The following is a 26,278-nucleotide window of genomic DNA, read 5'->3' on the forward strand; positions in this document are numbered from 1 at the left end:
TTCTTGTGTCACACGCGAGGGTTCCGCGTGGGGTACGCCCGGCAAAGGGTCCGGGCTCCGGGGGCGGAGCGGGTGGCTCCGGGTCAGGCGGCTTCGGTGACGGCGGCCGGCTCCTCGTGACGGGTGCGGCGCAGGCCGACACGCCGGGAGGAGGCGCGGGTGCCGCGCTGGGCGAGCCGGCGCACGAGGCGGTCGCCGAGCACCTGGACGAAGGTGACCAGGATGATCAGCTCCACCACGGTGGCGATCATCAGCGGGGTCTCGTACTGCTGGTAGCCGTAGGTGTAGGCGAGGTCGCCCAGACCGCCGCCGCCGACCGCGCCGGCGATGGCGGAGTAGCCGACCAGCTGGATGACCAGGGTGGTGACGCCCGCGATCAGTGCGGGCAGCGCCTGCGGGAGCAGCACCTTGAAGACGATGGTCCAGGTACCGCCGCCCATGGAGTGGGCGGCCTCGACCAGGCCGTGGTCGACCTCGCGCAGGGCGGCCTCCACCAGCCGGGCGAAGAACGGCACGGCGGCGATCACGAGCGGGACCACCGCGCCGGTCGGGCCGATGGAGACGCCGACGAGGAACCGGGTGAAGGGGATCAGCACGACGATCAGGATCAGGAACGGGAAGGACCGCCCGATGTTCACGATCGCGCCGAGCACCTTGTTCACGACGACGTTCTGCAGGACGGCGCCGCGGTGGGTCAGGTGCAGCAGCACGCCGAGCGGGATGCCTAGGAGCACCGCGTAGAACCCCGACCACCACACCATGAAGAGCGTGTCGAGCGTGCGGTCGTACAGCAGCGGCTGCATCTCGTTCCAGGTCACTTGGCACCTTCCTTCTGCAGCGCGCCGGCGGGCACCGGGGTCACGGCTTCGTCGACTGCTTCGGCGGTCACGTCCGCCACGTCCACCTGCAGCCCCTGCTCCCGCAGGAAGCCGATGGGCACGACGTTCTCCTCGAAGCGGCCGGGCAGCTCGATGCGCATCCGGCCGACCTGCTTGCCGCCGACGGTGTCCATGGCGGCGCCGAGGATCGAGATGTCGACGTTGTAGGTGCGCGACAGCTCGGAGATCACCGGGCGGGTGGCGGCCGCCCCGTGGAAGGTGATGTCGACGACGGTGCGGTTCTCGGCCGAGGGCTCGCCGCCGACCGGGAACAGCTCGCGGGCCAGCTCGGAGCCGGGGGTGGCGAGCAGCTCGGCCACGGTGCCCTGCTCGACGACCCGGCCGTCCTTCATCAGCGCGGCCGAGTCGCAGATCGACTTGACCACGTCCATCTCGTGCGTGATGAGCACGATGGTCAGGCCCAGCTTGCGGTTGAGGTCACGCAGCAGCTGGAGGATGGAGCGGGTGGTCTCCGGGTCCAGGGCGCTGGTGGCCTCGTCGGAGAGCAGCACCTTGGGGTCGCCGGCCAGTGCGCGGGCGATGCCGACGCGCTGCTTCTGGCCACCGGAGAGCTGGGCGGGGTAGGCCTTGGCCTTGTCGGCGAGGCCGACCAGCTCCAGCAGCTCCAGCGCCTTGCGGGAGCGCTCGCGGCGGTCGACCTTGAGGATCTCCAGCGGCAGCTCGACGTTGTCCTGGACGGTGCGCGAGGACAGCAGGTTGAAGTGCTGGAAGACCATGCCGATGTGGCTGCGGGCGGCGCGCAGCGGGGCGCTCGCCCGCTGCCCGCGCCCGGCGAGCGAGGTCAGCTCCTGGCCGGCGACGGTGACCGTGCCGGAGGTGGGGCGCTCCAGGAGGTTGAGGCAGCGGATGAGGGTGGATTTACCGGCGCCGCTCTGGCCGATGACGCCGTACACCTCGCCCTCGCGGACGTGCAGATCGACGCCGTCCAGGGCGGTGACTTCGCGGTCTCCGGAACGGTAGACCTTGGTCAGGCCCGAAGTGGTGATCACAGGGAATTCCGTCACTGTCGAGTGCTCGGCGGTCGTCCGCCGGGGCACGGGGCATTCTTGCGAGTGCGGCAGGGGGGAACGGGCGCGGTGGCGGGCGGGGGGCCCGGCTCCGGGTTCCGGTGACGCGGGGCGGCCGTGGCCGTCGGCTGTCCGGCGAACGGCGCATGGCGGTGGGTCTCGCTTCGGGGCGCGAGGCTCAGGCGGGGGCCCTCAGCGGTCACACATTCGACACATGCGACGAGCACCGGGCGTCAGGTACGCCTCGGTCGCAGGGGTGCGGTAGCTCGTCGTGGTCATGGCCGGAAGTAAACCAGACAGCTGTGCGGGTCGATCAAGCCAGTCCGTATGACGGACAGGCCTGACCGACCCGTGGACAGTGCGCTACGACGCGAGGGTGATCTGCACCGATCCGTCCGTGGCCTGGGCGGATACCGCCGAGAGGTCGGGAACCACGACGTCCGCCGACAGCTCCTCGGCCCGGTGCGTTGTGGCCAACGCCACGGTCACCATGCCGGCCGCGCGGCCCGCCGCCAGCCCGACGGGGGCGTCCTCGAAGACCACGCAGCGGGCCGGGTCCGCCCCCAGCCGCCGGGCGGCCAGCAGGAACGGCTCCGGGTCCGGCTTGCCCCGGGTGATGTCGTCGGCGGCGATCACGTTCTTCGGCCGGATCCCGGCCCGGGCCAGCCGGGCCTCCGCCAGCCGGCGGGTGGCGGAGGTGACCACGGCCCACCGCTCGGCCGGCAGGCTCTCCAGCAGGGCGAGGGTGCCGGGCAGCGCCACCACTCCCCCGGCGTCCTCGACCTCCAGCTGCTCGATCCGGGCCACCGCGGCCGGCACGACGTCCGCTGGGAGCAGGTCGGCGACTATCTCCGCCGCCGGGCGGCCGTGCAGCGCGACCCGGGCGAAGTCCTCCTCGGTGACCCCGTACTCCCGCGCCCACCGGGACCAGCAGCGGTAGACGGACTCCAGGGAGGAGAGGAGGGTGCCGTCGTTGTCGAAAAGGAGCGCATCAGCGGTGATCTTCATGCTGCACCAGCGTACGGGCCACGGCGGGGCCGGAGACGGCCGCCCGCCGCCGGGCGATTAGCATCACCCCATGCTCCACAACCCCACGGCGTACCGGCATGCCGCCCGGAGGCCCCGGTGATCGACGCGCTGACGGTCGCGGTCGCGGTGACCGCTCTCGCCCTCGCCTGCTGGTGCGGCCTCGCCGCCTTCCGGGACCAGCCCACCAAGGACTGGCACTTCATCGGCATGGCCCTGGTGTCGCTGCTCGGCGTCGTCCAACTGGTCATCGCCGTCGTGCAGTTGGCCGGCGGACACTCGCCGGACAAGGGCACCGCGCTCTTCGTGGCGTATCTGCTCGGGGCGGCCGCCTGCGTGCCCGCGACCGGGTTCATGTCGCTCTCGGAGCGCACCCGCTGGGGTTCGGCCACCGCCGCCGCGGGCGCCGTGGTGCTGGCCGTACTGGAAGTACGGCTGTTCGACATCTGGGGAGGCGGCAGTGCCTGAGACCACCACGGCCCGCGAGACGGCGGGCGCCGTGCCGAAGCGGCGTTCGCTGGGCACCGGCCCGGGACGGCTGCTGGTCGCGCTCTACGGCGTCTTCACCGTCGCGGCCGCGTCCCGCTCGCTCTACCAGCTCCTCGCCCGGTTCGACCGGGCCCCGCTGGCGTACAGCCTCTCGGCGCTCTCCGCGGTCGTCTACGCGTTCATCCTCTTCTCGCTGGTGCGCGGCGGCGAGGGCGCCCGCCGGGCCGCGCTGGCCTGCTGCGCGCTGGAGCTGGCCGGGGTGCTCGGCGTCGGCACCTGGACGCTGCTGGACCCCTCCGCCTTCCCCGACGCCACGGTCTGGTCGGACTACGGCATGGGCTATCTGTTCATCCCGGTCATCCTGCCCGTCACCGGGCTGCTGTGGCTGCGCCGGGCCCGTACGGAGCGGCCGGCCGCCCCGGTGGAGGGCTGAGGGCGGGCCCGCGACCGGGCCCGCCCCCTGGTGTTCCGCCGGCTGCGCGCGGGCCGCTACGCCTGCGCGGCCAGTTCGCCCACGCCCGGTCCGGCGGGCGCCGCCACCGGGGCGACCTGCCCGGCCGGTTCCTTCTCCAGCGTCACCACGCCGCCGCGGGAGCCGGACCGCTCGGTGGCCACCGGGGCATAGCCGTGGCTGCGGTAGAGCCGCAGGTTGCCGTCGCGCTGCCCGGCGAACAGGCGGTAGCGCAGGGCCGCGTGCTCGTCCGCGAGCCGCCGCTCGACCGCGTCGAGCAGCCGCCCGCCCAGGCCGTGCCGCCGCATCCGCGGGTGCACGATGAGCTTGGCGATCCGTGCGGTGCCGTCCTCCCCGACGCTGCCGCGCACGGATCCGACCACCTCCTCGCCGAGCCGGGCGACCACCACGCAGCCCTCGCCCAGCTCGGCGCGCAGCGCCTGGAGCGTCTGGGTGAGCGGCTCGATGCCGTAGTCGTCGTGGAGCGCGGCTTCCTGCTGGTAGCAGAGGTACTGGAGTTTGAGGATCTGCTCGGCTTCCTGGTCGGTCGCCGCAGAGATGGTCACACTCGTGCCCATGCGCCTATGCCTCCCCTATTCGGTTCGCTGGCCCGGGCGCGCTGAGGGTGTGAGGGGTGCGCCCGGAACGATGTGCCCTGACAGGCGGCTCCGCGGGGTACCCGGCGCCGCCGTGGCGGGGCTGACACTGCTCCCTCCGGACTCCCCGGATTGGGGCAGCGGCAATCTCCGCCGCGAGCATTCTGCGCGGGCGCACCGGACGAGCGGAACGGACCGGCGGCCGGCTCTCCTGTGACATTCCCAACTCAGATGAGAGGGCGGCGGGGTGGTGCCGGTCCGGGGCCCGGCCGCGGTGGCGGCCGGGCCCCGGCGTCCGGTCAGTGCTTGCGGAACTCCGCGGCGGCCAGCAGCGCGGTGTCGCAGTTGTCGGAGAACAGTCCGTCGATGCCGGTGCCCAGCAGCGCCTTGAAGTAGGCGAAGGAGTCGCCGTAGGCGTTCGGGTCGGAGCCGCGGCGCAGATCCGTCGGCAGGAAGGTGTTCTCGTTGCGGACCGTGTACGGGTGCAGCACCAGCCCCGCGGCGTGGGCGTCCTTGACGACGGAGGTGGGCGTGCCCAGCTTGCCGTCCTTGTCCCGCGGGATGATCACCGTGAGGTCCGGGCCGATGCCCTGGGCGAAGCCGGCGATCCACTTCAGGCCCTCGGGCTTGATGAGGTCGGCGACCGTGCGCGGGTCCCCGGCCTCTTCGAAGTCCCAGGGCCGGGTGTCGGGCGTGCCCAGCAGGACGATCTTCGGGCAGCCGACGAGCCGGCCCAGGCGCTGGAGGCTGCTGGGCTCGAAGGACTGGAGGAAGTTCGGGGAGTCCTTACGGTGCCGGCCGTGGGCGCGCAGCGCCTTGGCCACCCGCTCCTCCAGCGGCAGGCCGAGCCCACGGAAGTAGGTGGGGTGCTTGGTCTCGATGTGCAGCCAGACCCGGCGGCCGCGCTTGCGGCCCTCCCGCTCGGCCCACTGCAGCACCTCCTCGAACGTCGGCACCTCCCACCGGCCGTCGTAGAGGGTGTTGTGCTGGCGGGTGCCCGGTATGCGCTCCTTGGCGCGCAGCGTCTTGAGCTCGGCGAGCGTGAAGTCCTCGGTGAACCAGCCGGTCAGCTTCACCCCGTCGACGCTCTTGGTGGTCTTGCGGCCGGCGAACTCGGGGTGCGCGGAGACATCGGTGGTGGCGGTGATGTCGTTCTCGTGACGGCACACGAGGTGGCCGTCCTTGGTGGGGACGAGGTCCTGCTCGATGACGTCCGCGCCCATGTCGAGGGCGAGTTGGTAGGACCCGAAGGTGTGCTCGGGGCGGTAGCCGCTGGCGCCGCGGTGGCCGATGATCAGCGGCACCGGCAGCTCCCGGGCGGCCTCGCCACCGCGCTCCCGGGCACTGGCCTGGCCGGCCCCGCCGAACACCGCCGCTCCCGCACCGAGGGCCGCCGCCCCCAGCAGCGTCCGCCGTCCCGGCTGCTCCCGCTTGTGCATACACACGCTCCTTCGAAGAGATCTTCTGTCGTCCTGCACGTGCTTCCGGGTGTTTTCCGGCGTGCGGTGAGGCGTGTTGCACCCCGGCCCACGGAACCAGGCCGATCGTAAGCACGGACGGGTGATGCCGGGGAGACGCACGCGAAGTTCAGGGAGAACATGGGGAGGTACCACACGTCAACTGTGTGTATCGACCTCGTAAACCCGATGTGCGCGCGGGAGTGACCCGCGAGTATCGTCCTGGGCTGCAGAGTTCTGTGCCTGCTCGACTTGACCACCACGACCCGGAGGGCCCGTTGTCCCGCATTGTGCTGAAGGCGATTCTCGGATTCGTCATGCGTGTCCTGTACCGCCCGAAGGTGGAGGGCATGGAGCGCATTCCGGCGACCGGGCCGGTGATCCTGGCCGGTAACCACGTCACGTTCATCGACTCGCTCTTCCTGAGCCTGGTGGTCAAGCGCCCGGTGTACTTCATCGGCAAGGACGAGTACGTCACCGGCAAGGGCCTCAAGGGCCGCGCGATGGCCTGGTTCTTCACCAGCTCCGGCATGATCCCGGTGGACCGGGACGGCGGGCACGGCGGCGTCGCCGCGCTGATGACCGGCCGCCGGATCCTGGAGGAGGGCAGCGTCTTCGGCATCTACCCGGAGGGCACCCGCTCCCCCGACGGCCGGCTCTACCGCGGCCGCACCGGCATCGCCCGGCTGACCCTGATGACCGGCGCGCCCGTGGTCCCGTTCGCGATGATCGGCACGGACAAGGTGCAGCCCGGCGGCAAGGGCCGCCCGCACATCGCGCCGGTGACGGTGCGCTTCGGTGCCCCGCTGGACTTCTCCCGCTACGACGGCATGGACCGCGACCGCTATGTGCTGCGCGCCGTCACCGACGAGGTGATGAGCGAGGTCATGGAGCTGTCCGGCCAGGAGTACGTCGACATCTACGCCACCAAGGCCCGGGCCGCCTGAGCGCCCACCGCCGTACAGCGGGCCCCCTCCGTTCCGCGGAGGGGGCCCGCTGCGTGCGGGTGCCGCTCGCACGAGGGTCAGCAGGGCACCCGGAAGCCACCGGGCCCGCGCCGTCCCCCGCCGCTGCCGGGCCGCGCCGTGCGCAGCGCGGCCTCGGCACGCGGGACCAGGCTGCCGTCGACCTGGAGCAGTTGCTGGTGACGCACGACGGTGCCGGTGCGGGCGCCGGGCACCCCCGCGTTCTTGACCGACACCCGGTTCAACGGGGCCGGTGCCAGCCGCTTCTTGGTCCGCACGAAGGAGACGAAGCTCTCGAAGTCACGGGTGTGCCGGACCGGTGCGGTGAATCCGGTGAAGGCGCTGAAGCCGTCCTGGTTGATGAGGGTGTAGGAGGGGGCGGCGAGGCGGTATTTGCGGGTGAGGCTGAGGGCGGTGCCGTCGATGAAGACATCGGACGGGTCGATCCGCCGGCCCGCCGGCCCCGCCGCGTCGAAGCTGTAGCGGACGTTGGCGGAGACGGCCAGCGGCGAGTAGCCGAGCCCCCCACCGGCGATCGGCGCCCACTGTTCCTCCAGCGCGTCGTGGATCTGCCGGCCGGTGACCGTGACGGTCATGATCGGGTCGCCGAAGCCGACGGAGTTCCAGGCCTGCGCGAAGGTGACGGTGCCGCCCGACGCCTCGTCACGGATCAGGTCGCCGGCGATGACGGCCTGGCCGACGCGCGGGGCGACCGCGATGACGGCGAGGTCGGCCGGGGTGTTGGGGTGCTCCGCGGGGTCGTCCATCGGGCCGTGCTCCTGACGGCCGGCCCACAGCGCCCAGTCGGCCACGAGGTCGCCCATGGTGCTCTCCCCCGCGGCGTTGCGGCGCCGGGTGAAGGAGGCCGTCTGGGTGCCCAGGCTGCTGCGGGCGCGCCGGCTGCCGTAGTCCGCCCAGTAGCCGGCGATCGACCGCAGCTCGGGGTCCGGCGTCACCTCGCGGGTGTTGGGGTGGTTGACGGAGGTGGTCAGCTCCCGGATCACCGAGCCGGTGGAACGGTCCAGCCGCAGATTGATCTCGTTGATGAGCTGGCCGTAACAGCCGGCCTCGACGAACGGCCGGGGGTCGCCGTTGGGGTCGGGCAGCATCATCGTGAAGGCGCAGTGCCAGTGGCCGGTGACGATGGCGTCGATGTCCGGGGAGGCGCGCAGCGCGAGTTCGTAGGCGGGCCCGGAGGGGTTCTTGCCGCTGGAGAAGTCGCTGCCGGCCACCGCGCCGTCGTGCATGCTCAGCACGATCGCGTTGACGCCGCGTTTCTTGAGCTCCGCGGCGCAGCGGTTGGCGGTCGCCAGCTCGTCCAGGGTCCGCAGGCCCGGCTGGTATGAGCCGGGGAAGGACTCGGTGCCGATGGCGGTCAGATGGATGAAGCCGATCGGCAGCCGGCGGCCGCCGCCGGCGTCCACCTGCACGATGTTGTAGGGCGGCAGCACCAGTTCGCCGTTGGAGTGCCAGACCATGTTGGCGCTGTAGTAGGGGAACTCGGCGCCGCGGAAACGGCGGCCGGTGGAGTCCTTGAAGTCGTCGTCGCGGCCGGTGACCGGGTAGCTGTCGCCGTCCTCCATGTGCGAGGTGAGGTAGGTCGCGGACTTGTCGAACTCGTGGTTGCCGGCCGAGGCGAAGTCCAGGCCCATGGCGTTGAGGGCCTCGATGGTGGGCTCGTCGGCGAAGGAGGCGGCGTCGAACTCCCAGCCGGAGAAGAGGTCGCCGGGGGCGAAGAAGAGGGAGTTGCGGCGGCCGTCGCGCAGCCGCTCCAGGTGGGCGGCCATATAGGCGACGCCCCCGACGGTGTAGGTCTTCCCGCCGGCTCCGGTGATGATCGAGTGGGCGCCGGGGGCGCCTTGGAGGTAGCCGTGCAGGTCGGTGATGTTGAGGAGTTGGACGTCTACGTACTCGTCGGCGCCGGCCGCGTCGCGGGCGTGGCCGGTGGCGTAGGCGTTGCTGCCGATGGCGCTCGCGGTGGCCAGAGCCCCCGCGGCGGTGAAGAAGGAGCGTCGTCCGATGTCGCGCACTGCGTCACTCTCCTGAGCGGGCCGTCCGTGAGGGGACGACGGGAGAGTCAAGCAAGCCGCTCGGGACGGCCGGTCACCACGACGCGTACCGGGCGTGAACGGGCGGGGGACAGTCGCCCCCAGGGCGTTGTCCCGTGGATCATGCAGGGTGCGCGGCACCTGATTCACGGGACACGCCCTGGGGCGCGGTGTGTGCCCGCCGTCCGGCGGAGGGCCGTTCGGCGAGACGGGTGTTACGGGCGCTCGGCCGGGCCGGTCCTGCGGGGCTCCTGCCCGCCGGTGGCGAAGGCCGCGGTGTCGGCGTCGGCCGGGCTGCTGCCCAGCTCCTGGCCGCGGAGCAGGAACCAGGCGGCTCCCGCCGCGGCCAGCAGGACCGCCGCGCCCACCCCGGCCGCGACGTCCACGCCGTCCACGAAGGAGTCCTGAGCGGCCTTCAGCAGCGCCCCGCCCTGACCGCCGGGAAGTTGGCCGGCGGTCTCGACGGCGCCGCCGAGCGACTCCCGGGCGGCGTCGGCGGCGGGCTCGGACACCCCGCCGGGCGTCGGGAACCCCCGGTAGATGCTGGTGACGATGGAGCCGAGCAGGGCGATGCCGAGGGCCGCGCCGAGTTCGTAGGCCGTCTCGGAGACCGCGGAGGCGGCGCCCGCCTCCTCCTTCGGCACATTGGAGAGGATCACGTCGGCGGTGACGGTGAACGAGAACCCGGCGCCGACCCCGACGATGAAGAGGATGAAGCACAGCGCCGCGGTGCCGGTGTCGGCGTGCAGGGTGGTACAGCCGACCAGCGCCAGCCCCACCACGGCGAGACCGCCGGCCACCACGATCCGTACGGACAGCTTCCGGGCGACCCAGCCGGCCGCCAGGCCCGCGCCCACCGCGCCGATCGCGGCCGGGAGTTCGACCAGCCCGGCGTTCAGCGGCGAGCGCTGCTGCACCATCTGGAGGAACTGGGAGAGGAAGAAGACCAGGCCGGACAGCCCGAGGATGGTCAGCAGATCCGCCAGCACGGCCCCGGAGAAGCCGCGGTGCGCGAAGAGCTTCATGTTCAGCAGCGGTGAGGGCAGGGTCAGCTGCCGGCGGACGAACCAGATGAGCGCGAGCACCCCGAGGACCGCCGCCACGGCGATGTCCCAGCGGTAGCCCTCCACGGCCGCTTCCTTGACGGCGTAGACGACGGCGACGATGCCGACGAGGGAGAGCCCGACGCTGGGGATGTCCCAGGGGCCGGGGTCCGGATTGCGCGACTCCGGGATGACCTTGGCACCGACGGCGACCAGCAGCGCCATCACCGGCAGGTTGATCAGGAAGACCGAGCCCCACCAGAAGTGGCCCAGCAGGAAGCCGCCGAGGACCGGCCCGACGGCCATGCCGGCCGAGGCCATCGCGCCCCAGATGCCGATGGCGAGGCTGCGCTCCCTGGGGTCGTGGAAGAGGTTGCGGATCAGCGCGAGGGTGGCGGGCATCAGCGTCGCGCCGGCCACGCCCTGGAGGGCCCGCGCGGCGATCATCATCTCCGCGCTGGAGGCGTACGCGGCGAGCACCGACATCGCGCCGAAGCCGACGGAGCCGATCAGCAGCAGCTTCTTGCGGCCGACGCGGTCGCCGAGGCTGCCCATGGACACCAGCAGACCGGCGATGACGAAGGAGTAGATGTCACCGATCCACAGCAGCTGGGTGCCGGAGGGGCGCAGGTCTTCGCTCAGGAAGGGGGTGGCGAGGCCGAGGACCGTGGCATCGACGCCGACCAGCAGAACGGCGAGGACGAGGACGGCCAGCGCGAGCCAGCGCCCCGGCCGGGGCTGGTCGTCCACATGGGCCGAACCGGCCGGTCCTGACGCTATGGTCTCGGTCATTTCTCCATGCTCCGTCGGATGCCGCCGAGCAGCAGCTCGGCGATCGAGTGGTTGAGGTCGTTGCGGGCGACGCGCCCTTCGTGGACGGCCCAGGCGCCGGCGCCGATCAGTCCGTAGAGGGCCTCGGTGAGCCAGGCCGGACTCAGATCGATCCGGAAGTCGCCCTCTTCCTGGCCGCGTCGGAACAGGGCGGAGATCCGGGCGTCGAGTTCCAGCCAGCCGGCGTTGATCTCACCGCCCTCGAAGAGCTGGTTCTCGGTGGAGAGGAAGGCCAGCATGTCGGCGACCGGTTCGGTCTCGCCGATCAGCCGGCGCAGCGCCCCGCCGGCGTCCCCCTCGGCCAGCCGCGCCCGGTCGACGGCCTGCGCGAACTGCGCTATCCCCTGCTCCTCCAGCGCCTTGATCAGGGCGTCGCGCCCGGCGAAGTGCCGGTGCAGGGTCGCCCTGCTGATGCCCGCCGCACGGGCGATCTCGTCCATCGACGTCGTCGCCCGCCGCGTGAGCAACGCGGCGGCCTCCTTGAGTACCTGCTCCCGGTCCACAGCCATGAGACATACACTACCCGAATGAGACACCAATGTCTCACTCCACGCGTTGCCTGCCGTGATCCCGTCCCGACGGGAGAGGTCGGCCGCTCCCCGGGAGCGCAACGACGACGGCGGCCCGCCCCCGGTCTCTCCCGGGGGCGGGCCGCCGTCGTACGCGTCGGACGCTAGGACCGCTTCAGGGGCTGCTTGGCCGCCGCCCACTCCTGCTGCCCGGCCAGATCGGCCCGCACCTCGGCGAGCTGGACCGCCACCGCCGAGGGGGCGGTGCCGCCGCGGCCACTGCGTGCGGCCAGCGCGCCCTGGACGTTCAGCACGCCGCGGACCTCCGGGGTCAGATGCGGCGAGATCTTCGCGAACTGCTCATCGGTGAGCTGGTCCAGCTCGATGCCGTGCGCCTCGCACTCCTTGACGCACTCCCCCGCGACCTCGTGCGCCACCCGGAACGGCACCCCCTGCTTGACCAGCCACTCCGCGATGTCGGTGGCCAGCGAGAAACCGGCCGGGGCCAGCTCCTCCATCCGCTCGCGGTTGACGGTCAGGGTCGCCATCATGCCGGTGAACGCCGGGAGCAGCACCTCCAGTTGGTCGCAGGAGTCGAAGACCGGCTCCTTGTCCTCCTGGAGGTCACGGTTGTACGCGAGGGGCAGCGCCTTGAGCGTGGCCAGCAGCCCGGTCAGATTGCCGATGAGGCGTCCGGACTTGCCCCGCGCCAGCTCCGCGATGTCCGGGTTCTTCTTCTGCGGCATGATCGACGAGCCGGTGGAAAAGGCGTCGTGCAGCGTCACGAAGGAGAACTCCTTCGTGTTCCAGAGGATGATCTCCTCCGCGATCCGCGAGAGGTTGACCCCGGCCATCGCCGTGATGAAGGCGAATTCGGCGACGAAGTCACGCGAGGCCGTGCCGTCGATGGAGTTGCCGACCGAGCCGCGCTCGAAGCCGAGGTCGGCGGCGACCGCCTCCGGGTCGAGACCGAGCGAGGAGCCGGCCAGCGCGCCGGAGCCGTACGGGGAGACGGCGGTGCGCTCGTCCCACTGCCGCAGCCGCTCGGCGTCCCGGGACAGCGACTGCACATGCGCCAGGACGTGGTGGGCGAAGAGCACCGGCTGGGCGTGCTGGAGGTGGGTGCGGCCCGGCATCGCGACGTCCGGGTGCGCCTCGGCGAGGCCGACCAGCGCCTCCTGGAGGTCGGCGAGCAGCCCGCCGATGATCCGGGCGTGGTCGCGCAGATACATCCGGAAGAGCGTGGCGACCTGGTCGTTGCGCGACCGGCCGGCCCGCAGCTTGCCGCCGAGGTCCGGACCGAGGCGCTCCAGCAGCCCCCGCTCCAGAGCGGAGTGCACGTCCTCGTCGGCGACGGTGCCGGTGAACGAGCCGTCGGCGACATCGGCCTCGAGCCGGTCGAGCCCGGCGAGCATCCGGGTCAGCTCGTCCTCGGTGAGCAGGCCCGCCGTGTGGAGCACCCGGGCGTGCGCGCGGGAGCCGGCGATGTCGTACGGGGCCAGCCGCCAGTCGAAGTGGACCGACGCCGACAGCTGGGCCAGCGCCTCGGCGGGCCCGTCGGCGAAACGGCCGCCCCAGAGCCGGACGTCACCGCTGTTGCTGCTCACTGCTGCTCCTCAAGGCTGCTGTGACGGGCATTCCGGGTCGCGTCCCGGGCCCCCTGTGCCGCCTCCCCCGAGGCCGGGCGGGCCAGGGGGGATCCCACCCCACCGCGGGGCGGGGAGGCGGCGCTGTACGAAGGTAACGAGGCGGATCAGGCCAGGTCGCGCTTGGCCGCGATCTTGCTCGACATGCCGAAGAGCTCGATGAAGCCCTTCGAGAGCGACTGGTCGAAGGTGTCGCCGGTGTCGTACGTCGCGAGGTTGAAGTCGTACAGCGACCGGTCGGACTTCCGGCCGGTGACGACCGCGCGGCCGCCGTGCAGGGTCATCCGGATGTCGCCGCTGACCTGCTGGTTGGCCTCGTTGATGAAGCCGTCCAGGGCGCGCTTGAGCGGGGAGAACCACAGGCCGTCGTAGACCAGCTCGCCCCAGCGCTGCTCGACCTGCCGCTTGTAGCGGGCCAGTTCGCGCTCGACGGTGACGCTCTCCAGCTCCTGGTGCGCGGTGATCAGCGCGATGGCGCCGGGCGCCTCGTACACCTCGCGGGACTTGATGCCGACCAGCCGGTCCTCGACCATGTCGATCCGGCCGATGCCCTGGCCGCCGGCCCGCTCGTTGAGCTGCTGGATGGCCTGGAGGACGGTGACGGGCTTGCCGTCGAGGGCGACCGGGACGCCCTCCTTGAAGGTGATGACGACCTCGTCGGCCTCCCGCTGGGTGGCCGGGTTCTCCGTGTACTCGTACACGTCCTCGATCGGCGCGTTCCAGATGTCCTCCAGGAAGCCGGTCTCCACGGCCCGCCCGAAGACGTTCTGGTCGATGGAGTACGGCGACTTCTTGGTGGTCGCGATCGGGAGGTCCTTCTCCTCGCAGAAGGCGATCGCCTTGTCCCGGGTCATCGCGTAGTCACGGACCGGGGCGATGCACTTCAGGTCGGGGGCGAGGGAGGAGATACCGGCCTCGAAGCGGACCTGGTCGTTGCCCTTGCCGGTGCAGCCGTGGGCGACGGTGGTGGCGCCGTGCTTCTTGGCGGCGGCGACCAGGTGCTTGACGATGGTCGGCCGGGAGAGCGCGGAGACCAGCGGGTAGCGGTCCATGTACAGGGCGTTGGCCTTGATCGCCGGGAGGCAGTACTCGTCGGCGAACTCGTCCTTGGCGTCCGCGACCTCGGCCTCGACCGCGCCGCAGGCAAGCGCACGCTTGCGGATGACGTCCAGGTCCTCGCCGCCCTGGCCGACGTCCACGGCAACGGCGATGACCTCGGCGCCCGTCTCCTCGGCGATCCAGCCGATACAGACGGAGGTGTCCAGGCCGCCCGAGTAGGCGAGTACGACGCGCTCGGTCACGGGTTTCTCCTTACGGTGCATACGCTGATGGGTATAAGTATGCACTCCACCGTATGGTTCGTCAACGCATCGGAGAACATGCAGGTCAGCGGCGTGTCGATGGTGCGAGGCGAGGCCTCAGACACCCTCCTGGAGCACCTCGGTGAGCACGGTCGCATGACTGGAGGAGACGTCCTTCGTGGCCGTCAGCAGCGTCAGCGGCCCCTCGGCGGCGAGCCCCCGCAGCCGCTCCAGCGCCTCCCGGGCCCCCTCCTGCGCCAGCTCCGCGCGATAGCGCTCGGCGAAGCCCTCGAACCGCTCCCCCTGATGGCCGTACCAGCGCCGCAGCTCATTCGACGGCGCCACGTCCTTGCACCACTCGGTGAGCCGGGCATCCGCCTTCGACAGCCCGCGCGGCCAAAGCCGGTCGATCAGCACCCGCGCCCCGTCCGCCGACTCCGGCGCCTCGTACACCCGACGCACCCGGAGGGCATCCTTCGGGAACATTTCACCCATACCTCATCGAATCACGGGCACCAGCCCCCCGCCCGGAGGCCGGGACGCACCCCCGGCGGGCCCCGCTTTGGATTCATGGCCCGGGACAGGGTATTTTTCTTCTGCACACCCCGGCCGGGCATTCTCCGGCCGGCACGGGCACCGGGACGTGGCGCAGCTTGGTAGCGCACTTGACTGGGGGTCAAGGGGTCGCAGGTTCAAATCCTGTCGTCCCGACGGTGAAGTAGCAGGTCAGAGGGGTCCTTCGGGGCCCCTTTTGATCGTTTCCGGGAGCGCCGTCTCACGAAATCCCGCGCACCCTGTTGATCAAGGCCGGCCGAGCAGCCGCAGACCGGCGAGGTAGGCGCCGAACTCGCGGCGTCTCGCGGTGGTGTCGCTCATGATGGCCCCCCTTCCGTATCCAGCGTGGCCCCTCCCTGGCCCCCGGGTTGGCTCCTCCGCATGATCACTCCCCCCGGTTACCTGAACGTGAAGCGCCCCGGCGACCGCGCGAACGGCCCCGGGGCTGGCCGATCTGAAGGAAGCAGACCGACATGCCGCAACCTACAACCCGGGCCTGCCAGACCGGGCACCCCGCGTACAGCGAGACCCTGCCGCGACAGCCCGAGAGCGAAGCCACCGCCAGGCGCCTGCTTCGTACCGCCTGTGCTGTCTGAGACGCGGCGAAGCCCCGGCCGGTGAACTCCACCGAGCCGGGGCTTCGTCGTCTCACGGCCATCTCACACAGGGGCCGGGCCCGGCGCACGGGGCAGCCGGGCCCGGTCGGGCCATCCGCCTACTGCACCGTGTCCGACGACAGATCGCGCTGGTGCGGAATCGCGATCTCCTCCGGCTTCTGGAGGGCCACGGTCCGGGCCGGGGAGGGGATCCGGATGCCCTCGTCCCGGTAGCGCCGGTGCAGGCGCTTGATGAACTCGTGCTTGATCCGGTACTGGTCGCTGAACTCGCCGACGCCCAGGATCACCGTGAAGCCGATGCGGGAGTCACCGAAGGTGTGGAAGCGGACGGCCGCCTCGTGGTCGGGGTCGCCGCCGTTGACGTCCTTCATCACGCTCTCGACGACCTCGGTGGTGACCCGCTCGACGTGGTCGAGGTCGCTGTCGTAGCCGACCCCCACCTGCACCAGGATCGTCAACTTCTGTTCCGGGCGGGTGAAGTTGGTCATGTTGGTGCCGGCCAGCTGGGCGTTGGAGATGATCACCAGGTTGTTGGAGAGCTGACGCACCACGGTGTTGCGCCAGTTGACGTCGACGACATAGCCCTCCTCCCCGCTGCTGAGCCGGATGTAGTCGCCGGGCTGCACCGTCTTGGAGGCGAGGATGTGCACGCCGGCGAAGAGGTTGGCGAGGGTGTCCTGGAGGGCCAGGGCGACCGCGAGGCCGCCCACGCCGAGCGCGGTCAGCAGCGGGGCGATGGAGATGCCCAGGGTCTGCAGGACGACCAGGAAGCCCATCGCCAGGACGATGATGCGGGTGATGTTGGCGAAGATGGTCGCCGAGCCGGCCACTCCGGAGCGGGACTGCGCGAGGGACTTCACCAGACCGGTGATCACCCGGGCCGCGGTGAGCGTGACGACCAGGATGAGCAGCACGGTCAGCGTCCGGTTGACGGTGTGTCCGATCACCGGGGTCAGCGGCAGCGCGGCGGTGGCCGCCGCCAGTCCGCCGGCGACCGCGCCCCAGGGCACCACGGCCCGCAGGGCGTCGACGATGACGTCGTCCCCGCTCCACCGGGTGCGCAGCGCGTGCTTGCCCAGCCACCGCAGGACGACGCGCAGCAGCAGTCCGGCCACGATGCCGGCGCCCAGCGCCGCCCCGGCCACGATCAGGTCGTGCAGTGTCACAGCGCGGTTCACCGGCCGGTTCCTCCCGCGACCGGGAGGAGCGGGCCTGCTATGAACCGGATGTGATGTCTCGTCACCATGCCACCTGCTTGTCTCTAGGGCTGCGAAGGCGCCGGGACATCCGTGGACGTCCCGGCGCGAACTGCCATCCTGCCGTATGGGGTTCGGCAGGCAGCGGGTGGCTCGGGTGGATTCCGCGCACCGGCGCCGCCCGGGGCGGGACGGAGCGCTCCGGGCGGCGGTGAAGGGCGCCGGGGAGCGTTCCCCGCAGGCCCGGTGCGCCTGCTGCGGCTAGTGCGCCTTCTGTGCCAGCCGCAGCAGATGGGCGGCGAGGGCCTGGCCGCCCGCCGGGTCGCGGCTGATGAGCATCAGGGTGTCGTCGCCGGCGATGGTGCCGAGGATGTCGTGCAGTTCGGCCTGGTCGATGGCGGAGGCCAGGAACTGGGCGGCGCCCGGCGGGGTGCGCAGGACGACGAGGTTGGCGGAGGCCTCGGCGGAGATGAGGAGTTCGCCCGAGAGGCGGCGCATCCGCTCCTCCTTGGCCGACTCCCCCAGTGGCGCCCGCGGCTTGCGGTCGCCGCCCTCGCTGGGCACCGCGTAGATCAGCTCACCACCGGTGTTGCGGATCTTCACCGCGCCCAGCTCGTCCAGGTCGCGCGAGAGCGTCGCCTGGGTGACGGACAGGCCGTCGTCGGCGAGCAGCTTGGCGAGCTGGCTCTGGGAGCGGACCGGCAGCCGGTTGAGGATGTCCACGATCCGGCGGTGGCGGGCGGTGCGGGTCTGCGGTACGGCCTGGCCGCCGTTGAGCGACTCGTTGTCCTGCGGCTCGGTCATCGTTGTCGTCAGTCTCCGGCTCGTCGTTCCCCGTCGGCCCCTTGGCGGGCCGTGTTGAGGACGGCGGGCAGCTTCCGGAGGAACTCCTCCGCCTCGTCGTCGGAGACGATCAGCGGCGGGGCGAGCCGGACCACGTCCGGCGCGACCGCGTTCACCAGGAGGCCCGCGTCCTGAGCCGCCTGCTGCACCTGCGGCGCGAGCGACTCCGTCAAGACGATACCCAGGAGCAGCCCCGCACCGCGGACCTGGCCGACCAACGGGTGCCCCAGGGCCTCGGTCCCCTCGCGCAGCCGCTCGCCGACGCGCTTGACGTGATCGAGGAGGTGCTCCTTCTCGATGGTGTCCAGGACGGCCAGGGCGCCGGCGCAGACGACCGGGTTGCCGCTGAAGGTCGACCCGTGCGAACCGGGGGTGAGCAGCTCGGCGGCGGGGCCGAAGGCGAGGGTGGCGCCGATGGGGAGGCCGCCGCCCAGGCCCTTGGCGAGGGTGATGATGTCCGCCTCGACGCCCTGGGCCCCGGACTCCAGCCAGTGGCCGGTCCGCCCGATGCCGGTCTGGATCTCGTCGAGGACCAGCAGGGTGCCGGTGGCGGCGGTGATCTCGCGGGCGGCCCGGAGGTAGCCGGGCGGCGGCACGACCACGCCGTTCTCGCCCTGGACGGGCTCCAGGATGACGAAGGCGGTGTCGGTGGTGACCGCCGCGCGCAGGGCCTCGGTGTCGCCGTAGGGCACGTGGTCGACGTCGCCGGGCAGCGGAGCGAACGGGGCCTGCTTGGCGGGCTGGCCGGTGAGCGCGAGGGCACCCATGGTGCGGCCGTGGAAGCCGCCGGCCGTGGAGACCATGTGGGTGCGGCCGGTCAGCCGGCCGATCTTGAAGGCGGCCTCGTTGGCCTCGGCGCCGGAATTGGAGAAGTAGACCCGGCCGGGACGACCGGCCAGCGCGAGCAGCCGCTCGGCCAGGGCGACGGTGGGCTCGCTGACGAAGAAGTTGGAGACGTGGCCGAGCGTGGCGACCTGGTCGGAGACCGCGCGGACCACCGCGGGGTGGGCGTGGCCGAGGGAGTTGACCGCGATGCCGCCGAGGAAGTCGAGATACTCCTTGCCGTCGGCGTCCCACACCCTGGCGCCCTCGCCCCGTACGAGCGGGACGCGGGGGGTGCCGAAGTTTTCCATCATGGCGCCCTGCCAGCGCCCGGTGAGGCCCGCGTTGGTGACCGGACCGTGGCCGTGTGCCGCCTGGCTCATGCCGTCCCCTCGATCGTGTTCGCGTCCGGCACGACCATCGTGCCGATTCCTTCGTCGGTGAAGATCTCCAGCAGGATCGAGTGCTGGACCCGCCCGTCGATGACCCGGGCGGTGTGCACGCCGTTGCGGACGGCGTGCAGACAGCCCCGCATCTTGGGCACCATGCCGCTGGCCAGGTCGGGCAGCAGCTTCTCCAGCTCCGTGGCGGTGAGGCGGGAGATCACCTCGTCGCTGTTCGGCCAGTCCTCGTAGAGGCCCTCGACGTCGGTGAGAACCATCAGGGTCTCGGCGCCGAGGGCCGCGGCGAGTGCGGCCGCGGCGGTGTCGGCGTTGACGTTGAAGATGCCGGACGCGCCGGAGGTCGCGGAGGCGGCGTCCTCCTCGTCGCTGCTGCGGGCGATGGAGGAGATGACCGGGATCCGGCCGTCCTCCAGCAGCGCGTGGACCGCGCCGGGGTCGATGGCGGTGATCTCACCGACCCGGCCGATGTCCACCCGCTCCCCGTCGATGTCGGCGTAGTGCTTGGTGGCCGCCATCAGATGGGCGTCCTCGCCGGTCATGCCGACGGCGAGCGGACCGTGCTCGTTGAGCAGCCCGACCAGCTCGCGCTGCACCTGGCCGGCCAGCACCATCCGTACGACGTTCATCGCCTCGGGCGTGGTGACCCGCAGGCCGCCCTTGAACTCCGACTCCAGGCCGAGCAGGTCGAGCTGGGCGCTGATCTGCGGGCCGCCGCCGTGCACGACGACGGGGCGCAGCCCGGCGTGCCGCAGGAAGACCACGTCCTGGGCGAAGGCGCGCTTGAGCTCCTCGTCGATCATGGCGTTGCCGCCGAACTTGATGACGACGGTCTTGCCGTGGTGCCGGGTCAGCCAGGGCAGCGCCTCGATGAGGGTGCGCGCCTTGGGAAGTGCGGTGTGCTTGCGGGTGCTCATGCCGGTCCGGCCTCGTTTCTCTCCCACGCGGCGCGCGGGAGGCACCCCCGGTCGGGCTGTGCACACAGCGCGCGCCGGAGCCTCGGGTGCGCGCTCATGACGAGTACGCGCTGTTCTCGTGGACGTAGTCGGCGGTGAGGTCGTTGGCCCAGATGACCGCGGACTCGCCACCGGCGGCGAGGTCGGCGGTGATCCGCACCTCCCGGTAGCGCATGTCGACCAGGTCGCGGTCCTCGCCCACCGAGCCGTTCTTGCAGACCCAGATGCCGTTGATGGCGACGTTCAGCCGGTCCGGTTCGAAGGCGGCGGAGGTGGTGCCGATGGCGGAGAGCACCCGGCCCCAGTTGGGGTCCTCGCCGTGCAGCGCGCACTTGAGGAGGTTGTTGCGGGCGATCGAGCGGCCGACCTCGACCGCGTCGTCCTCGGTGGCCGCGCCGACGACCTCGATCCGGATGTCCTTGCTGGCGCCCTCGGCGTCCCCGATCAGCTGCCGGGCCAGGTCGTCGCAGACCGTGCGCACCGCCTCGGCGAACGCCGCGGTGTCCGGGACGACGCCGGAGGCGCCCGAGGCGAGCAGCAGCACGGTGTCGTTGGTCGACATGCAGCCGTCGGAGTCGACCCGGTCGAAGGTGGTGCGGGTGGCCGCCCGCAGCGCCCGGTCCAGCTCGGCCGACGGCACATCGGCGTCGGTGGTGAGCACCACGAGCATGGTGGCCAGGCCCGGGGCGAGCATGCCGGCGCCCTTGGCCATCCCGCCCACGGTCCAGTTGTCCTGGCTCACCTGCGCGGTCTTGTGCACGCTGTCGGTGGTCTTGATGGCGATGGCGGCCTTCTCGCCGCCGTGCGGGGTGAGTTGGGCGACCGCCTTGTCGACGCCGGGCAGCAGCTTGTCCATCGGCAGCGTGACGCCGATCAGGCCCGTCGAGCACACGGCGATCAGGCCCGCGTTGTGCCCGCCGGTCTCGTCGTACCCCGCGGTGTTCAGCGACGCGGCGACCTTCTCCGCGGTGGCGTGGGTGTCCTGGAAGCCCTGCGGGCCGGTACAGGCGTTGGCGCCGCCGGAATTGAGGACGACCGCGGACAGCTCTCCGCTCTTCAGCACCTGTTCCGTCCAGAGCACCGGCGCCGCCTTGACGCGGTTGGACGTGAAGACACCGGCGGCGGCGCTGCGGGGCCCGTGGTTGACCACGAGGGCCAGGTCCGGGTTGCCGCCGCTCCCGTTGGCGAGAGGGGCCTTGATCCCGGCCGCGATGCCCGCCGCCGTGAATCCCTGTGCTGCCGTGACGCTCACTGCGTGTCCTCCGTCGTTGTTCCGGCCCCGCCGGTCCTGCCCTGCCGTCCCTGCCGCCGCTCCCGCTCCACGCAGGTCACGGGGCGACCCCGACCTTCGGCAGGCCCGTCTCCTCGGGCAGTCCCAGGGCGAGGTTCATGCTCTGCACCGCGCCGCCCGCGGTCCCCTTGGTGAGGTTGTCGAGGGCGCTGATCGCGATGATCCGGCCGGCCGCGGCGTCCAGGGTCACCTGGATCTGCACGGTGTTGGAGCCGTACACGGAGGCGGTCGACGGCCACTGGCCCTCGGGCAGCAGCCGCACGAACGGCTCGTCGGCCAGCGCCTTCTCGTACGCGGCGCGCACGGCGGCGGCGTCCGCTCCGGGCTTCGCCTTCGCCGAGCAGGTGGCGAGGATGCCGCGGGACATGGGGGCGAGGGTCGGGGTGAAGGAGACCCCGACGCGCTCGCCGGCCACCGCACTGAGGTTCTGGATCATCTCGGGGGTGTGCCGGTGCCCGCCGCCGACGCCGTAGGGGCTCATCGCGCCCATGACCTCGGAGCCCAGCAGATGCGGCTTGAGCGCCTTGCCGGCGCCGGAGGTGCCGGTGGCCGCCACGATGACGGCCTCGGGCTCGGCGAGCCGGTCCGCGTAGGCGGGGAACAGCGCGAGCGAGACCGCGGTCGGGTAGCAGCCAGGGACCGCGATGCGCCGCGTGCCCTGGAGGGCGGCGCGGCCCCCGGGCAGCTCGGGGAGCCCGTACGGCCAGGTGCCCGCGTGGTCCGTGCCGTAGAAGGCCTCCCAGTCCGCGGCATCACCGAGCCGGAAGTCGGCCCCGCAGTCGACGACCAGCACCTCGGGCCCGAGCTCCTCGGCGACCGCGGCGGACCGGCCGTGCGGCAGCGCGAGAAACACGACCTCGTGCCCGGCCAGGACCTCGGCCGTGGTCGGCGCCAGCTCCCGGTCGGCCAGCGGAAGCAGCTGCGGCTGCAGCGCCCCCAGACGCTGCCCCGCGTGGGAGTGCCCGGTCACCGCGCCGATCTCCACCTCCGGATGCCCCAGAAGCAGACGCAGCACCTCACCCCCCGCGTACCCGCTCGCCCCGGCCACTGCCGCTCGCACCGTCATGGACCCTCCTTCTTCATGGCATGACTATACGGATAGAGGCAGGATTATGCAATGAGGTGGGTGGTCTCTCCCCCCCCCCCGCCCGCAGCCCCGGTGCCGCCGACCGGGAAGCCGGGACGCATCGCCGTCCGGGCCGACGGGACGGAGGGTGGAGGTATGACGACGACACTGATCACCGGGGCGAACAAGGGGCTCGGGTTCGAGACCGCCCGCCGGCTCCTCGCCGCGGGCCACACCGTGTACGTCGGCAGCCGGGACGTCGCCCGCGGCCGCCGCGCGGCAGGGCGGCTGGGCGCGCGGGCGCGGTTCGTGCAGCTCGACATCACGGACGACGCGTCCGTGGCGGCCGCGGTGTCGACGATCGAGGCCGACGGCGGCCTCGACGTGCTGGTCAACAACGCCGGCATCGAGGCGCGGGGCGAGAACGGCACGGTGGTCGCGGTCGCGGACGTCACCGCCGACACCATGCGGGAGGTCTTCGAGACCAACGTCCTCGGCACGGTACGCGTCACGCACGCCTTCCTGCCGCTGCTCCAGCGGTCCGCGGCCCCGGTGGTGGTCAACCTCAGCAGCGGCCTGGCCTCGCTCACGCACGCGGCCGAACCGGGTCACCCGGCCGCCGCCTACCCCGGCCTCGCCTACCCGGCGTCGAAGGCCGTGATCAACATGATCACCGTGCGGTACGCCAGGGCGTTCCCGGCCATGCGGATCAACGCGGTGGAGCCCGGCTTCACCCGGACCGACCTGACCGGGAACACCGGCGTCCAGACGGTCGAAGAGGGCGCCGAGATCATCGTCCGCATGGCACAGGTGGGCCCGGACGGCCCCACCGGCGGGTACTTCGACGCACACGGGCCCCTGCCCTGGTGAGCGGGTCAGCGCGCACGGCGCGGAACGTCGCGGGCGCCGCGCAGCACGGTGCGCACCAGGCGCCGGGTCCCCGTGCTGTCCAGGCGGATGTCCAGCGCCCCCGGAAAGGGGCTGTCGGGCAGAGCAGGCGGATCGCGCCGTCGGCCGTGGTGGCCCGGTCGGTCGTGTCCGAGGCCGAGTTGAGGACCACGTCCAGCCGGGGCCATGGGGGCCGGATCGGCGATCAGGACACCGAAAGGCGCCCGGCCGACAGTGCCGTGAGGGCCTCCTGGGCGGCTCGTTCGCCGGAACGTACGGCGCCCTCCATCAGGCCGTGCATGTGGGTGGCCGACTCGGTGCCGGCCCAGTGGATCCGGCCGACCGGGTCGCGCAGGGCGCTGCCGTAGGTGGTCAGGGTGCCGGGCGGGAAGTGGCCGATCATCCCGCCCAGGGACCACTGTTGGGCGGACCAGTCGGTCTCCAGGTAGTGGTCGGGGCGGCGGGCCCGGGGGCCGAACCGTTCGGCCAGCGCGTCCAGCCAGACCTCCCGCCGTTCGACCGGGTCCAGCCGGCCCATGCGCAGGGCTCCGGTGCTGAAGGCGTAGCTGCTGAGCACTCCCGGCCGGCCCGACGGCGGGGTCTGGTCGATGGTGACCGGGACGGGTGAACGGGGCGCGAAGCTCTGCCCGGAGAGGTCCTGCTCGCGCCAGAACGGCTCGGGGTACACCGTGTGCACCCGGATGATCGCCCCGGGCACCACGCGCCGGAGCAGATGCCCGCACGCGGCGGGAAGCGGCGGGTCGAAGACGATCCGCCCGGCCAGCACCGGCGGCGTCGCCACGATCACCCGCCCCGCCCGCACGGTGAGCCGGTCGGAGACGACCGTCACGCCGGTGCCGTCGTCGGTGATCCGCTGAACCGGGCTGGACAGGTGCACCCGGTCCCCCAGTTCCCCGGCCATGCGTCGGGCCAGTTCGGGGGCGCCGCCGTCCACGAGGTGGGTCTCGGTCCTGCGGGAGTCGGTGTAGTAGCCGAATCCGCCGCCGCCCCGGGCCAGGGTGAGGGCGCCCAGCAGGGAGACCTCCGCCGGGTCGGCGCAGAACAGCAGGTGCATGGTCGATCCGAGCAGCGTGCGGGCCTCGGCCGTGGGCACGTTCCGCGGGTCGGCGAGCCACTGCCCGAGCGTGCGGGCGTCCCACGACCGGGCGCTGCGGGCGCGCCACGGGGCATCCGCCGGGAGCCGCCGGGCCATCAGGTTCAGCCGCGCCAGCGCCAGGCCGAGGGCCATGAGGGTGCGTGGTCCGGCGGCGGGGATGCCGCCGCGGTACCGGCGGTGGACACCGTCCAGGGACAGCAGGTGATCGCCCCGCTCGTACTGCGGGTAGACCCGCAGGCCCAACTCCCGGCAGAGCTGGAACATCCGCTCCTGGCCCTTGCCCAGCCAGGTGCCGCCGGCGGACACCACGGTGCCGTCGGGCAGCTCACGGTTCCAGACCCGGCCGCCCACCCGGTCCCTGGCCTCAACCACGACCACCTCGCGGCCGGCCCGGTCCAGTCGTCTCGCGGCGGCGAGTCCGGCGAAACCGGCACCCACCACGCACACGTCCGCCCGCACCTGCTCCATGGCCACCTCCACGGCTCAGCGTCGCCCACCGGGCCCTACGCCGCCCGGCGGGTGGGCCATAGGGGCGGGAGGGGTGGGGGCGAGGCGGGTGGAGGGGCGTGGCCCCGCTAGGGCCACGTACGTACCTCGTCAGAGGGTCAGGACGGCGTCCTCGGGGTCAGGCGTCCCCCTTGGCGTCCTTCCCCTGCTCCTTCTCCTTGTTCTTCTCCTTGATGCGCACGGTCTCCTTGCGCACCTCGGCCTGGGTGGCGCGTTCCTTCTGCAGCCACTCGGGAAGTTCCTGCTTCAGCGCCTCGATCTGCTCGGTGGTGAGGGCCTCGGTGACACCGCCGCGGGCCAGGCCCGAGATGGAGACGCCGAGCTTCGCCGCGACCACCGGGCGGGGGTGCGGGCCGTTGCGCCGCAGCTCGACCAGCCACTCCGGCGGATCGGCCTGCAGCGCGTTGAGCTCGCTGCGCGAGACGACACCCTCCTGGAACTCGGCGGGTGTGGCCTCGAGGTACACACCCAGCTTCTTCGCCGCGGTCGCGGGCTTCATGGTCTGGGTGGTCTGGTGCGACGTCATGGTGCCAAGGGTAGCGAGCGTGTGCGATAGCTCCGACCACGACCGGTAACCTGGCGGCGTGACAGGCTCCGATACCCCCGCTTCGTTCCGGCTCGCGTATGTACCGGGCGTGACACCGGGCAAGTGGGTGCGTATCTGGCAGGAGCGGCAGCCCGGCATCCCGCTGACCCTGGTCGCGGTGGCCCCCGGCGAAGCCGCCGGCACGCTGCGGGACGGCGCCGCCGACGCGGCGTTCGTGCGGCTGCCGGTCGACCGGACGGTCTTCAGCGCGATCCCGCTCTACACCGAGACGACGGTGGTCGTGGTCCCGAAGGACCACCTCGTGGCGGCGGTCGACGAGGTGACCGCCGAGGACCTGGCCGACGACATCGTGCTGCATCCGCTCGACGACACCCTCCCGTGGGAGAGCCTCCCGGGGCAGCCGGCCATCGAGCGCCCCGCCACGACCGCGGACGCGATCGAGCTGGTGGCGGCCGGGGTGGGCGTGCTCGTCGTCCCGCAGTCGCTCGCCCGGCTGCACCACCGCAAGGACCTCACCTACCGTCCGGTCACGGACGCCCCGCAGTCACAGGTCGCGCTGTCCTGGCCGGAGGAGGCGACCACCGACCTGGTGGAGGTCTTCATCGGGATCGTGCGCGGGCGGACCGTCAACAGCACCCGCGGCCCCAGCACCACCGCGGCGGCGGAGCCGAAGCGGGCGCCGGCCGGTGCGGCGCGGCGCAAGCCCGCGGCCGGCAAACCGACCGCCAGAGCGGGCGGCAAGAACCCGCGGGGCGGGGCCGGCGGGCCCAAGGGCGGCAAGCGCGGCAAGCCCCGCCGCCGCTCGTAGCCCCGGACTTCGTCGTAGCCCCGGGGCTTGCCGGGCCCGGGGCCTCGCCCTACGGGTCCGGCCTGCTCACGGCTCGGTCAGGCGTGCTGCGGCACCTCGTCCTTCAGGGCGGCCTTGATCTGTTCCCGCAGCTCGGCGCTGTCCGCGTGGCCGTGGACGGATACCGCGTGCTCGGTGGCGGCGCGGAGCACCTCGTCCTCCTCGCCGGAGATGACGAGGGTGCAGTTCATCTCGCTGGGGTGATCCCGGCAGTCGACCTTCTTGCGCATGGTGCGCCTCCTCCGTGTCCAGGGGGAATCCGGTCTCCGGTGGGGGCCGGTCTCCAGTATCCGCCGTTGCCACCGCCCCGCCGCATACGGCGAATCCCGTATGGCGCGCGGGGGCGTCCGCGCGGTG

The 26,278-nt window shown here is 72.1% G+C and carries 25 protein-coding genes and 1 tRNA gene; 6 read left to right on the plus strand and 20 right to left on the minus strand.

Annotated elements, in window-relative coordinates; all coding sequences use genetic code 11:
• Positions 1 to 83: 83 nt before the first annotated feature.
• The 3 genes from ACQP17_RS06515 to ACQP17_RS06525 all read right to left on the minus strand — a co-directional run bounded on the left by ACQP17_RS06515 (position 84) and on the right by ACQP17_RS06525 (position 2,914).
• Entirely contained in the window at positions 84 to 818 is a 735-nt protein-coding gene (locus ACQP17_RS06515; RefSeq protein ID WP_433855386.1) for a methionine ABC transporter permease, read from the minus strand.
• Positions 815 to 1,888, minus strand: coding sequence for a methionine ABC transporter ATP-binding protein (locus tag ACQP17_RS06520; RefSeq protein ID WP_364878019.1), 1,074 nt, complete (start codon positions 1,886 to 1,888; stop codon positions 815 to 817). Before ACQP17_RS06520 ends, ACQP17_RS06515 begins: the two co-directional genes overlap by 4 nt.
• A 381-nt stretch (positions 1,889 to 2,269) precedes the next feature.
• Positions 2,270 to 2,914 carry an HAD family hydrolase gene (locus ACQP17_RS06525; protein ID WP_433855387.1) on the minus strand — a complete coding sequence of 215 codons (645 nt, stop codon included), beginning with the start codon at positions 2,912 to 2,914 and terminating at the stop codon, positions 2,270 to 2,272.
• Positions 2,915 to 3,031: 117 nt separating this feature from the next.
• Here ACQP17_RS06525 and ACQP17_RS06530 point away from each other — a divergent pair, with 117 nt between their 5' ends.
• Together ACQP17_RS06530 and ACQP17_RS06535 are read left to right on the plus strand one after the other, a co-directional pair.
• On the plus strand, positions 3,032 to 3,400 hold the full coding sequence (locus ACQP17_RS06530) for a hypothetical protein (RefSeq protein WP_189098475.1): 369 nt from the start codon (positions 3,032 to 3,034) through the stop codon (positions 3,398 to 3,400).
• Positions 3,393 to 3,854: a hypothetical protein gene (locus tag ACQP17_RS06535; protein ID WP_433855388.1), complete on the plus strand. Its 462-nt coding sequence runs from the start codon at positions 3,393 to 3,395 to the stop codon at positions 3,852 to 3,854. The genes ACQP17_RS06530 and ACQP17_RS06535 overlap by 8 nt, the downstream gene beginning before the upstream one ends.
• Before the next feature lie 56 nt (positions 3,855 to 3,910).
• On the opposite strand, the gene ACQP17_RS06540 is transcribed toward ACQP17_RS06535, so the two are convergent.
• Both ACQP17_RS06540 and ACQP17_RS06545 read right to left on the minus strand, forming a co-directional pair.
• The gene (locus ACQP17_RS06540) at positions 3,911 to 4,450 is read right to left on the minus strand and encodes a GNAT family N-acetyltransferase (RefSeq protein ID WP_433855389.1); all 540 of its coding nucleotides are present in this window, start codon (positions 4,448 to 4,450) and stop codon (positions 3,911 to 3,913) included.
• Between the two features lie 317 nt (positions 4,451 to 4,767).
• Positions 4,768 to 5,907 (minus strand): glycerophosphodiester phosphodiesterase, encoded by a 1,140-nt coding sequence (locus ACQP17_RS06545; RefSeq protein ID WP_433855390.1) that lies wholly within the window; start codon positions 5,905 to 5,907, stop codon positions 4,768 to 4,770.
• Between the two features lie 296 nt (positions 5,908 to 6,203).
• Between ACQP17_RS06545 and ACQP17_RS06550 the strand changes: the two genes are divergently transcribed.
• Positions 6,204 to 6,872: a lysophospholipid acyltransferase family protein gene (locus ACQP17_RS06550; protein WP_364878010.1), complete on the plus strand. Its 669-nt coding sequence runs from the start codon at positions 6,204 to 6,206 to the stop codon at positions 6,870 to 6,872.
• A 77-nt stretch (positions 6,873 to 6,949) separates the two neighbouring features.
• Here ACQP17_RS06550 and ACQP17_RS06555 read toward each other — a convergent pair whose 3' ends face one another.
• The 6 genes from ACQP17_RS06555 to ACQP17_RS06580 form a co-directional block, all read right to left on the minus strand.
• Positions 6,950 to 8,920 carry a bifunctional metallophosphatase/5'-nucleotidase gene (locus ACQP17_RS06555; protein ID WP_433855391.1) on the minus strand — a complete coding sequence of 657 codons (1,971 nt, stop codon included), beginning with the start codon at positions 8,918 to 8,920 and terminating at the stop codon, positions 6,950 to 6,952.
• Positions 8,921 to 9,153: 233 nt separating this feature from the next.
• Entirely contained in the window at positions 9,154 to 10,773 is a 1,620-nt protein-coding gene (locus tag ACQP17_RS06560) for an MFS transporter (protein WP_433855392.1), read from the minus strand.
• Positions 10,770 to 11,321 (minus strand): TetR/AcrR family transcriptional regulator, encoded by a 552-nt coding sequence (locus ACQP17_RS06565; protein ID WP_433855393.1) that lies wholly within the window; start codon positions 11,319 to 11,321, stop codon positions 10,770 to 10,772. Before ACQP17_RS06565 ends, ACQP17_RS06560 begins: the two co-directional genes overlap by 4 nt.
• A 164-nt stretch (positions 11,322 to 11,485) precedes the next feature.
• Positions 11,486 to 12,928, minus strand: coding sequence for an argininosuccinate lyase (gene argH, locus ACQP17_RS06570; RefSeq protein ID WP_433855394.1), 1,443 nt, complete (start codon positions 12,926 to 12,928; stop codon positions 11,486 to 11,488).
• Positions 12,929 to 13,074: 146 nt separating this feature from the next.
• Entirely contained in the window at positions 13,075 to 14,268 is a 1,194-nt protein-coding gene (locus ACQP17_RS06575; RefSeq protein WP_433855395.1) for an argininosuccinate synthase, read from the minus strand.
• Positions 14,269 to 14,385: 117 nt separating this feature from the next.
• Entirely contained in the window at positions 14,386 to 14,763 is a 378-nt protein-coding gene (locus ACQP17_RS06580) for a DUF488 domain-containing protein (RefSeq protein ID WP_433855396.1), read from the minus strand.
• A 142-nt stretch (positions 14,764 to 14,905) separates the two neighbouring features.
• Here ACQP17_RS06580 and ACQP17_RS06585 point away from each other — a divergent pair.
• Positions 14,906 to 14,979: transfer RNA gene (locus ACQP17_RS06585), tRNA-Pro, on the plus strand.
• Between the two features lie 559 nt (positions 14,980 to 15,538).
• On the opposite strand, the gene ACQP17_RS06590 is transcribed toward ACQP17_RS06585, so the two are convergent.
• The 6 genes from ACQP17_RS06590 to argC all read right to left on the minus strand — a co-directional run bounded on the left by ACQP17_RS06590 (position 15,539) and on the right by argC (position 22,015).
• Positions 15,539 to 16,618: a mechanosensitive ion channel family protein gene (locus ACQP17_RS06590; protein ID WP_433855397.1), complete on the minus strand. Its 1,080-nt coding sequence runs from the start codon at positions 16,616 to 16,618 to the stop codon at positions 15,539 to 15,541.
• A gap of 279 nt (positions 16,619 to 16,897) precedes the next feature.
• Positions 16,898 to 17,440 (minus strand): arginine repressor, encoded by a 543-nt coding sequence (locus ACQP17_RS06595; protein ID WP_189098458.1) that lies wholly within the window; start codon positions 17,438 to 17,440, stop codon positions 16,898 to 16,900.
• A gap of 8 nt (positions 17,441 to 17,448) precedes the next feature.
• Positions 17,449 to 18,684: an acetylornithine transaminase gene (locus ACQP17_RS06600; protein ID WP_433855398.1), complete on the minus strand. Its 1,236-nt coding sequence runs from the start codon at positions 18,682 to 18,684 to the stop codon at positions 17,449 to 17,451.
• A complete protein-coding gene (gene argB / locus ACQP17_RS06605) occupies positions 18,681 to 19,619 on the minus strand; it encodes an acetylglutamate kinase (RefSeq protein WP_433855399.1) in 939 nt (312 codons plus the stop codon). The genes ACQP17_RS06600 and argB overlap by 4 nt, the downstream gene beginning before the upstream one ends.
• A gap of 94 nt (positions 19,620 to 19,713) precedes the next feature.
• A complete protein-coding gene (gene argJ / locus ACQP17_RS06610; RefSeq protein ID WP_433855400.1) occupies positions 19,714 to 20,910 on the minus strand; it encodes a bifunctional glutamate N-acetyltransferase/amino-acid acetyltransferase ArgJ in 1,197 nt (398 codons plus the stop codon).
• 76 nt (positions 20,911 to 20,986) lie between these two features.
• Positions 20,987 to 22,015: an N-acetyl-gamma-glutamyl-phosphate reductase gene (gene argC, locus ACQP17_RS06615; RefSeq protein ID WP_433855401.1), complete on the minus strand. Its 1,029-nt coding sequence runs from the start codon at positions 22,013 to 22,015 to the stop codon at positions 20,987 to 20,989.
• A gap of 156 nt (positions 22,016 to 22,171) precedes the next feature.
• Between argC and ACQP17_RS06620 the strand changes: the two genes are divergently transcribed.
• Positions 22,172 to 22,885, plus strand: coding sequence for an SDR family NAD(P)-dependent oxidoreductase (locus tag ACQP17_RS06620; RefSeq protein ID WP_433855402.1), 714 nt, complete (start codon positions 22,172 to 22,174; stop codon positions 22,883 to 22,885).
• Between the two features lie 223 nt (positions 22,886 to 23,108).
• On the opposite strand, the gene ACQP17_RS06625 is transcribed toward ACQP17_RS06620, so the two are convergent.
• Both ACQP17_RS06625 and ACQP17_RS06630 read right to left on the minus strand, forming a co-directional pair.
• Positions 23,109 to 24,488, minus strand: a complete 1,380-nt coding sequence (locus ACQP17_RS06625; RefSeq protein ID WP_433855403.1) for a flavin monoamine oxidase family protein — start codon at positions 24,486 to 24,488, stop codon at positions 23,109 to 23,111.
• Positions 24,489 to 24,645: 157 nt separating this feature from the next.
• Complete coding sequence (locus ACQP17_RS06630; protein WP_433855404.1) at positions 24,646 to 25,053, minus strand: DUF5997 family protein; 408 nt, start codon at positions 25,051 to 25,053, stop codon at positions 24,646 to 24,648.
• Positions 25,054 to 25,111: 58 nt separating this feature from the next.
• Here ACQP17_RS06630 and ACQP17_RS06635 point away from each other — a divergent pair, with 58 nt between their 5' ends.
• The gene (locus tag ACQP17_RS06635) at positions 25,112 to 25,882 is read left to right on the plus strand and encodes a LysR substrate-binding domain-containing protein (protein ID WP_433855405.1); all 771 of its coding nucleotides are present in this window, start codon (positions 25,112 to 25,114) and stop codon (positions 25,880 to 25,882) included.
• Positions 25,883 to 25,959: 77 nt separating this feature from the next.
• Here the strand turns inward: ACQP17_RS06635 and ACQP17_RS06640 are convergent, their stop codons facing one another.
• Positions 25,960 to 26,151 (minus strand): DUF1059 domain-containing protein, encoded by a 192-nt coding sequence (locus ACQP17_RS06640; RefSeq protein WP_364877980.1) that lies wholly within the window; start codon positions 26,149 to 26,151, stop codon positions 25,960 to 25,962.
• Positions 26,152 to 26,278 lie beyond the last annotated feature (127 nt).

The organism is Streptomyces kronopolitis, assembly GCF_050953795.1.
GTDB classification, from domain to species: Bacteria; Actinomycetota; Actinomycetes; order Streptomycetales; family Streptomycetaceae; genus Streptomyces; species Streptomyces kronopolitis_A.

What these genes read in the sequence shown, in the direction of transcription:
- ACQP17_RS06525 (WP_433855387.1), bottom strand. Translation starts at nt 2,914, where the DNA reads ATGAAGATCACCGCTGATGCGCTCCTTTTCGACAACGACGGCACCCTC.
- ACQP17_RS06540 (WP_433855389.1), bottom strand. Translation starts at nt 4,450, where the DNA reads ATGGGCACGAGTGTGACCATCTCTGCGGCGACCGACCAGGAAGCCGAG.
- ACQP17_RS06545 (WP_433855390.1), bottom strand. Translation starts at nt 5,907, where the DNA reads ATGCACAAGCGGGAGCAGCCGGGACGGCGGACGCTGCTGGGGGCGGCG.
- ACQP17_RS06560 (WP_433855392.1), bottom strand. Translation starts at nt 10,773, where the DNA reads ATGACCGAGACCATAGCGTCAGGACCGGCCGGTTCGGCCCATGTGGAC.
- ACQP17_RS06565 (WP_433855393.1), bottom strand. Translation starts at nt 11,321, where the DNA reads ATGGCTGTGGACCGGGAGCAGGTACTCAAGGAGGCCGCCGCGTTGCTC.
- ACQP17_RS06580 (WP_433855396.1), bottom strand. Translation starts at nt 14,763, where the DNA reads ATGGGTGAAATGTTCCCGAAGGATGCCCTCCGGGTGCGTCGGGTGTAC.
- ACQP17_RS06595 (WP_189098458.1), bottom strand. Translation starts at nt 17,440, where the DNA reads ATGACCGAGCCGCAGGACAACGAGTCGCTCAACGGCGGCCAGGCCGTA.
- ACQP17_RS06600 (WP_433855398.1), bottom strand. Translation starts at nt 18,684, where the DNA reads ATGAGCCAGGCGGCACACGGCCACGGTCCGGTCACCAACGCGGGCCTC.
- argB (WP_433855399.1), bottom strand. Translation starts at nt 19,619, where the DNA reads ATGAGCACCCGCAAGCACACCGCACTTCCCAAGGCGCGCACCCTCATC.
- argC (WP_433855401.1), bottom strand. Translation starts at nt 22,015, where the DNA reads ATGACGGTGCGAGCGGCAGTGGCCGGGGCGAGCGGGTACGCGGGGGGT.
- ACQP17_RS06620 (WP_433855402.1), top strand. Translation starts at nt 22,172, where the DNA reads ATGACGACGACACTGATCACCGGGGCGAACAAGGGGCTCGGGTTCGAG.
- ACQP17_RS06625 (WP_433855403.1), bottom strand. Translation starts at nt 24,488, where the DNA reads ATGGAGCAGGTGCGGGCGGACGTGTGCGTGGTGGGTGCCGGTTTCGCC.
- ACQP17_RS06630 (WP_433855404.1), bottom strand. Translation starts at nt 25,053, where the DNA reads ATGACGTCGCACCAGACCACCCAGACCATGAAGCCCGCGACCGCGGCG.
- ACQP17_RS06640 (WP_364877980.1), bottom strand. Translation starts at nt 26,151, where the DNA reads ATGCGCAAGAAGGTCGACTGCCGGGATCACCCCAGCGAGATGAACTGC.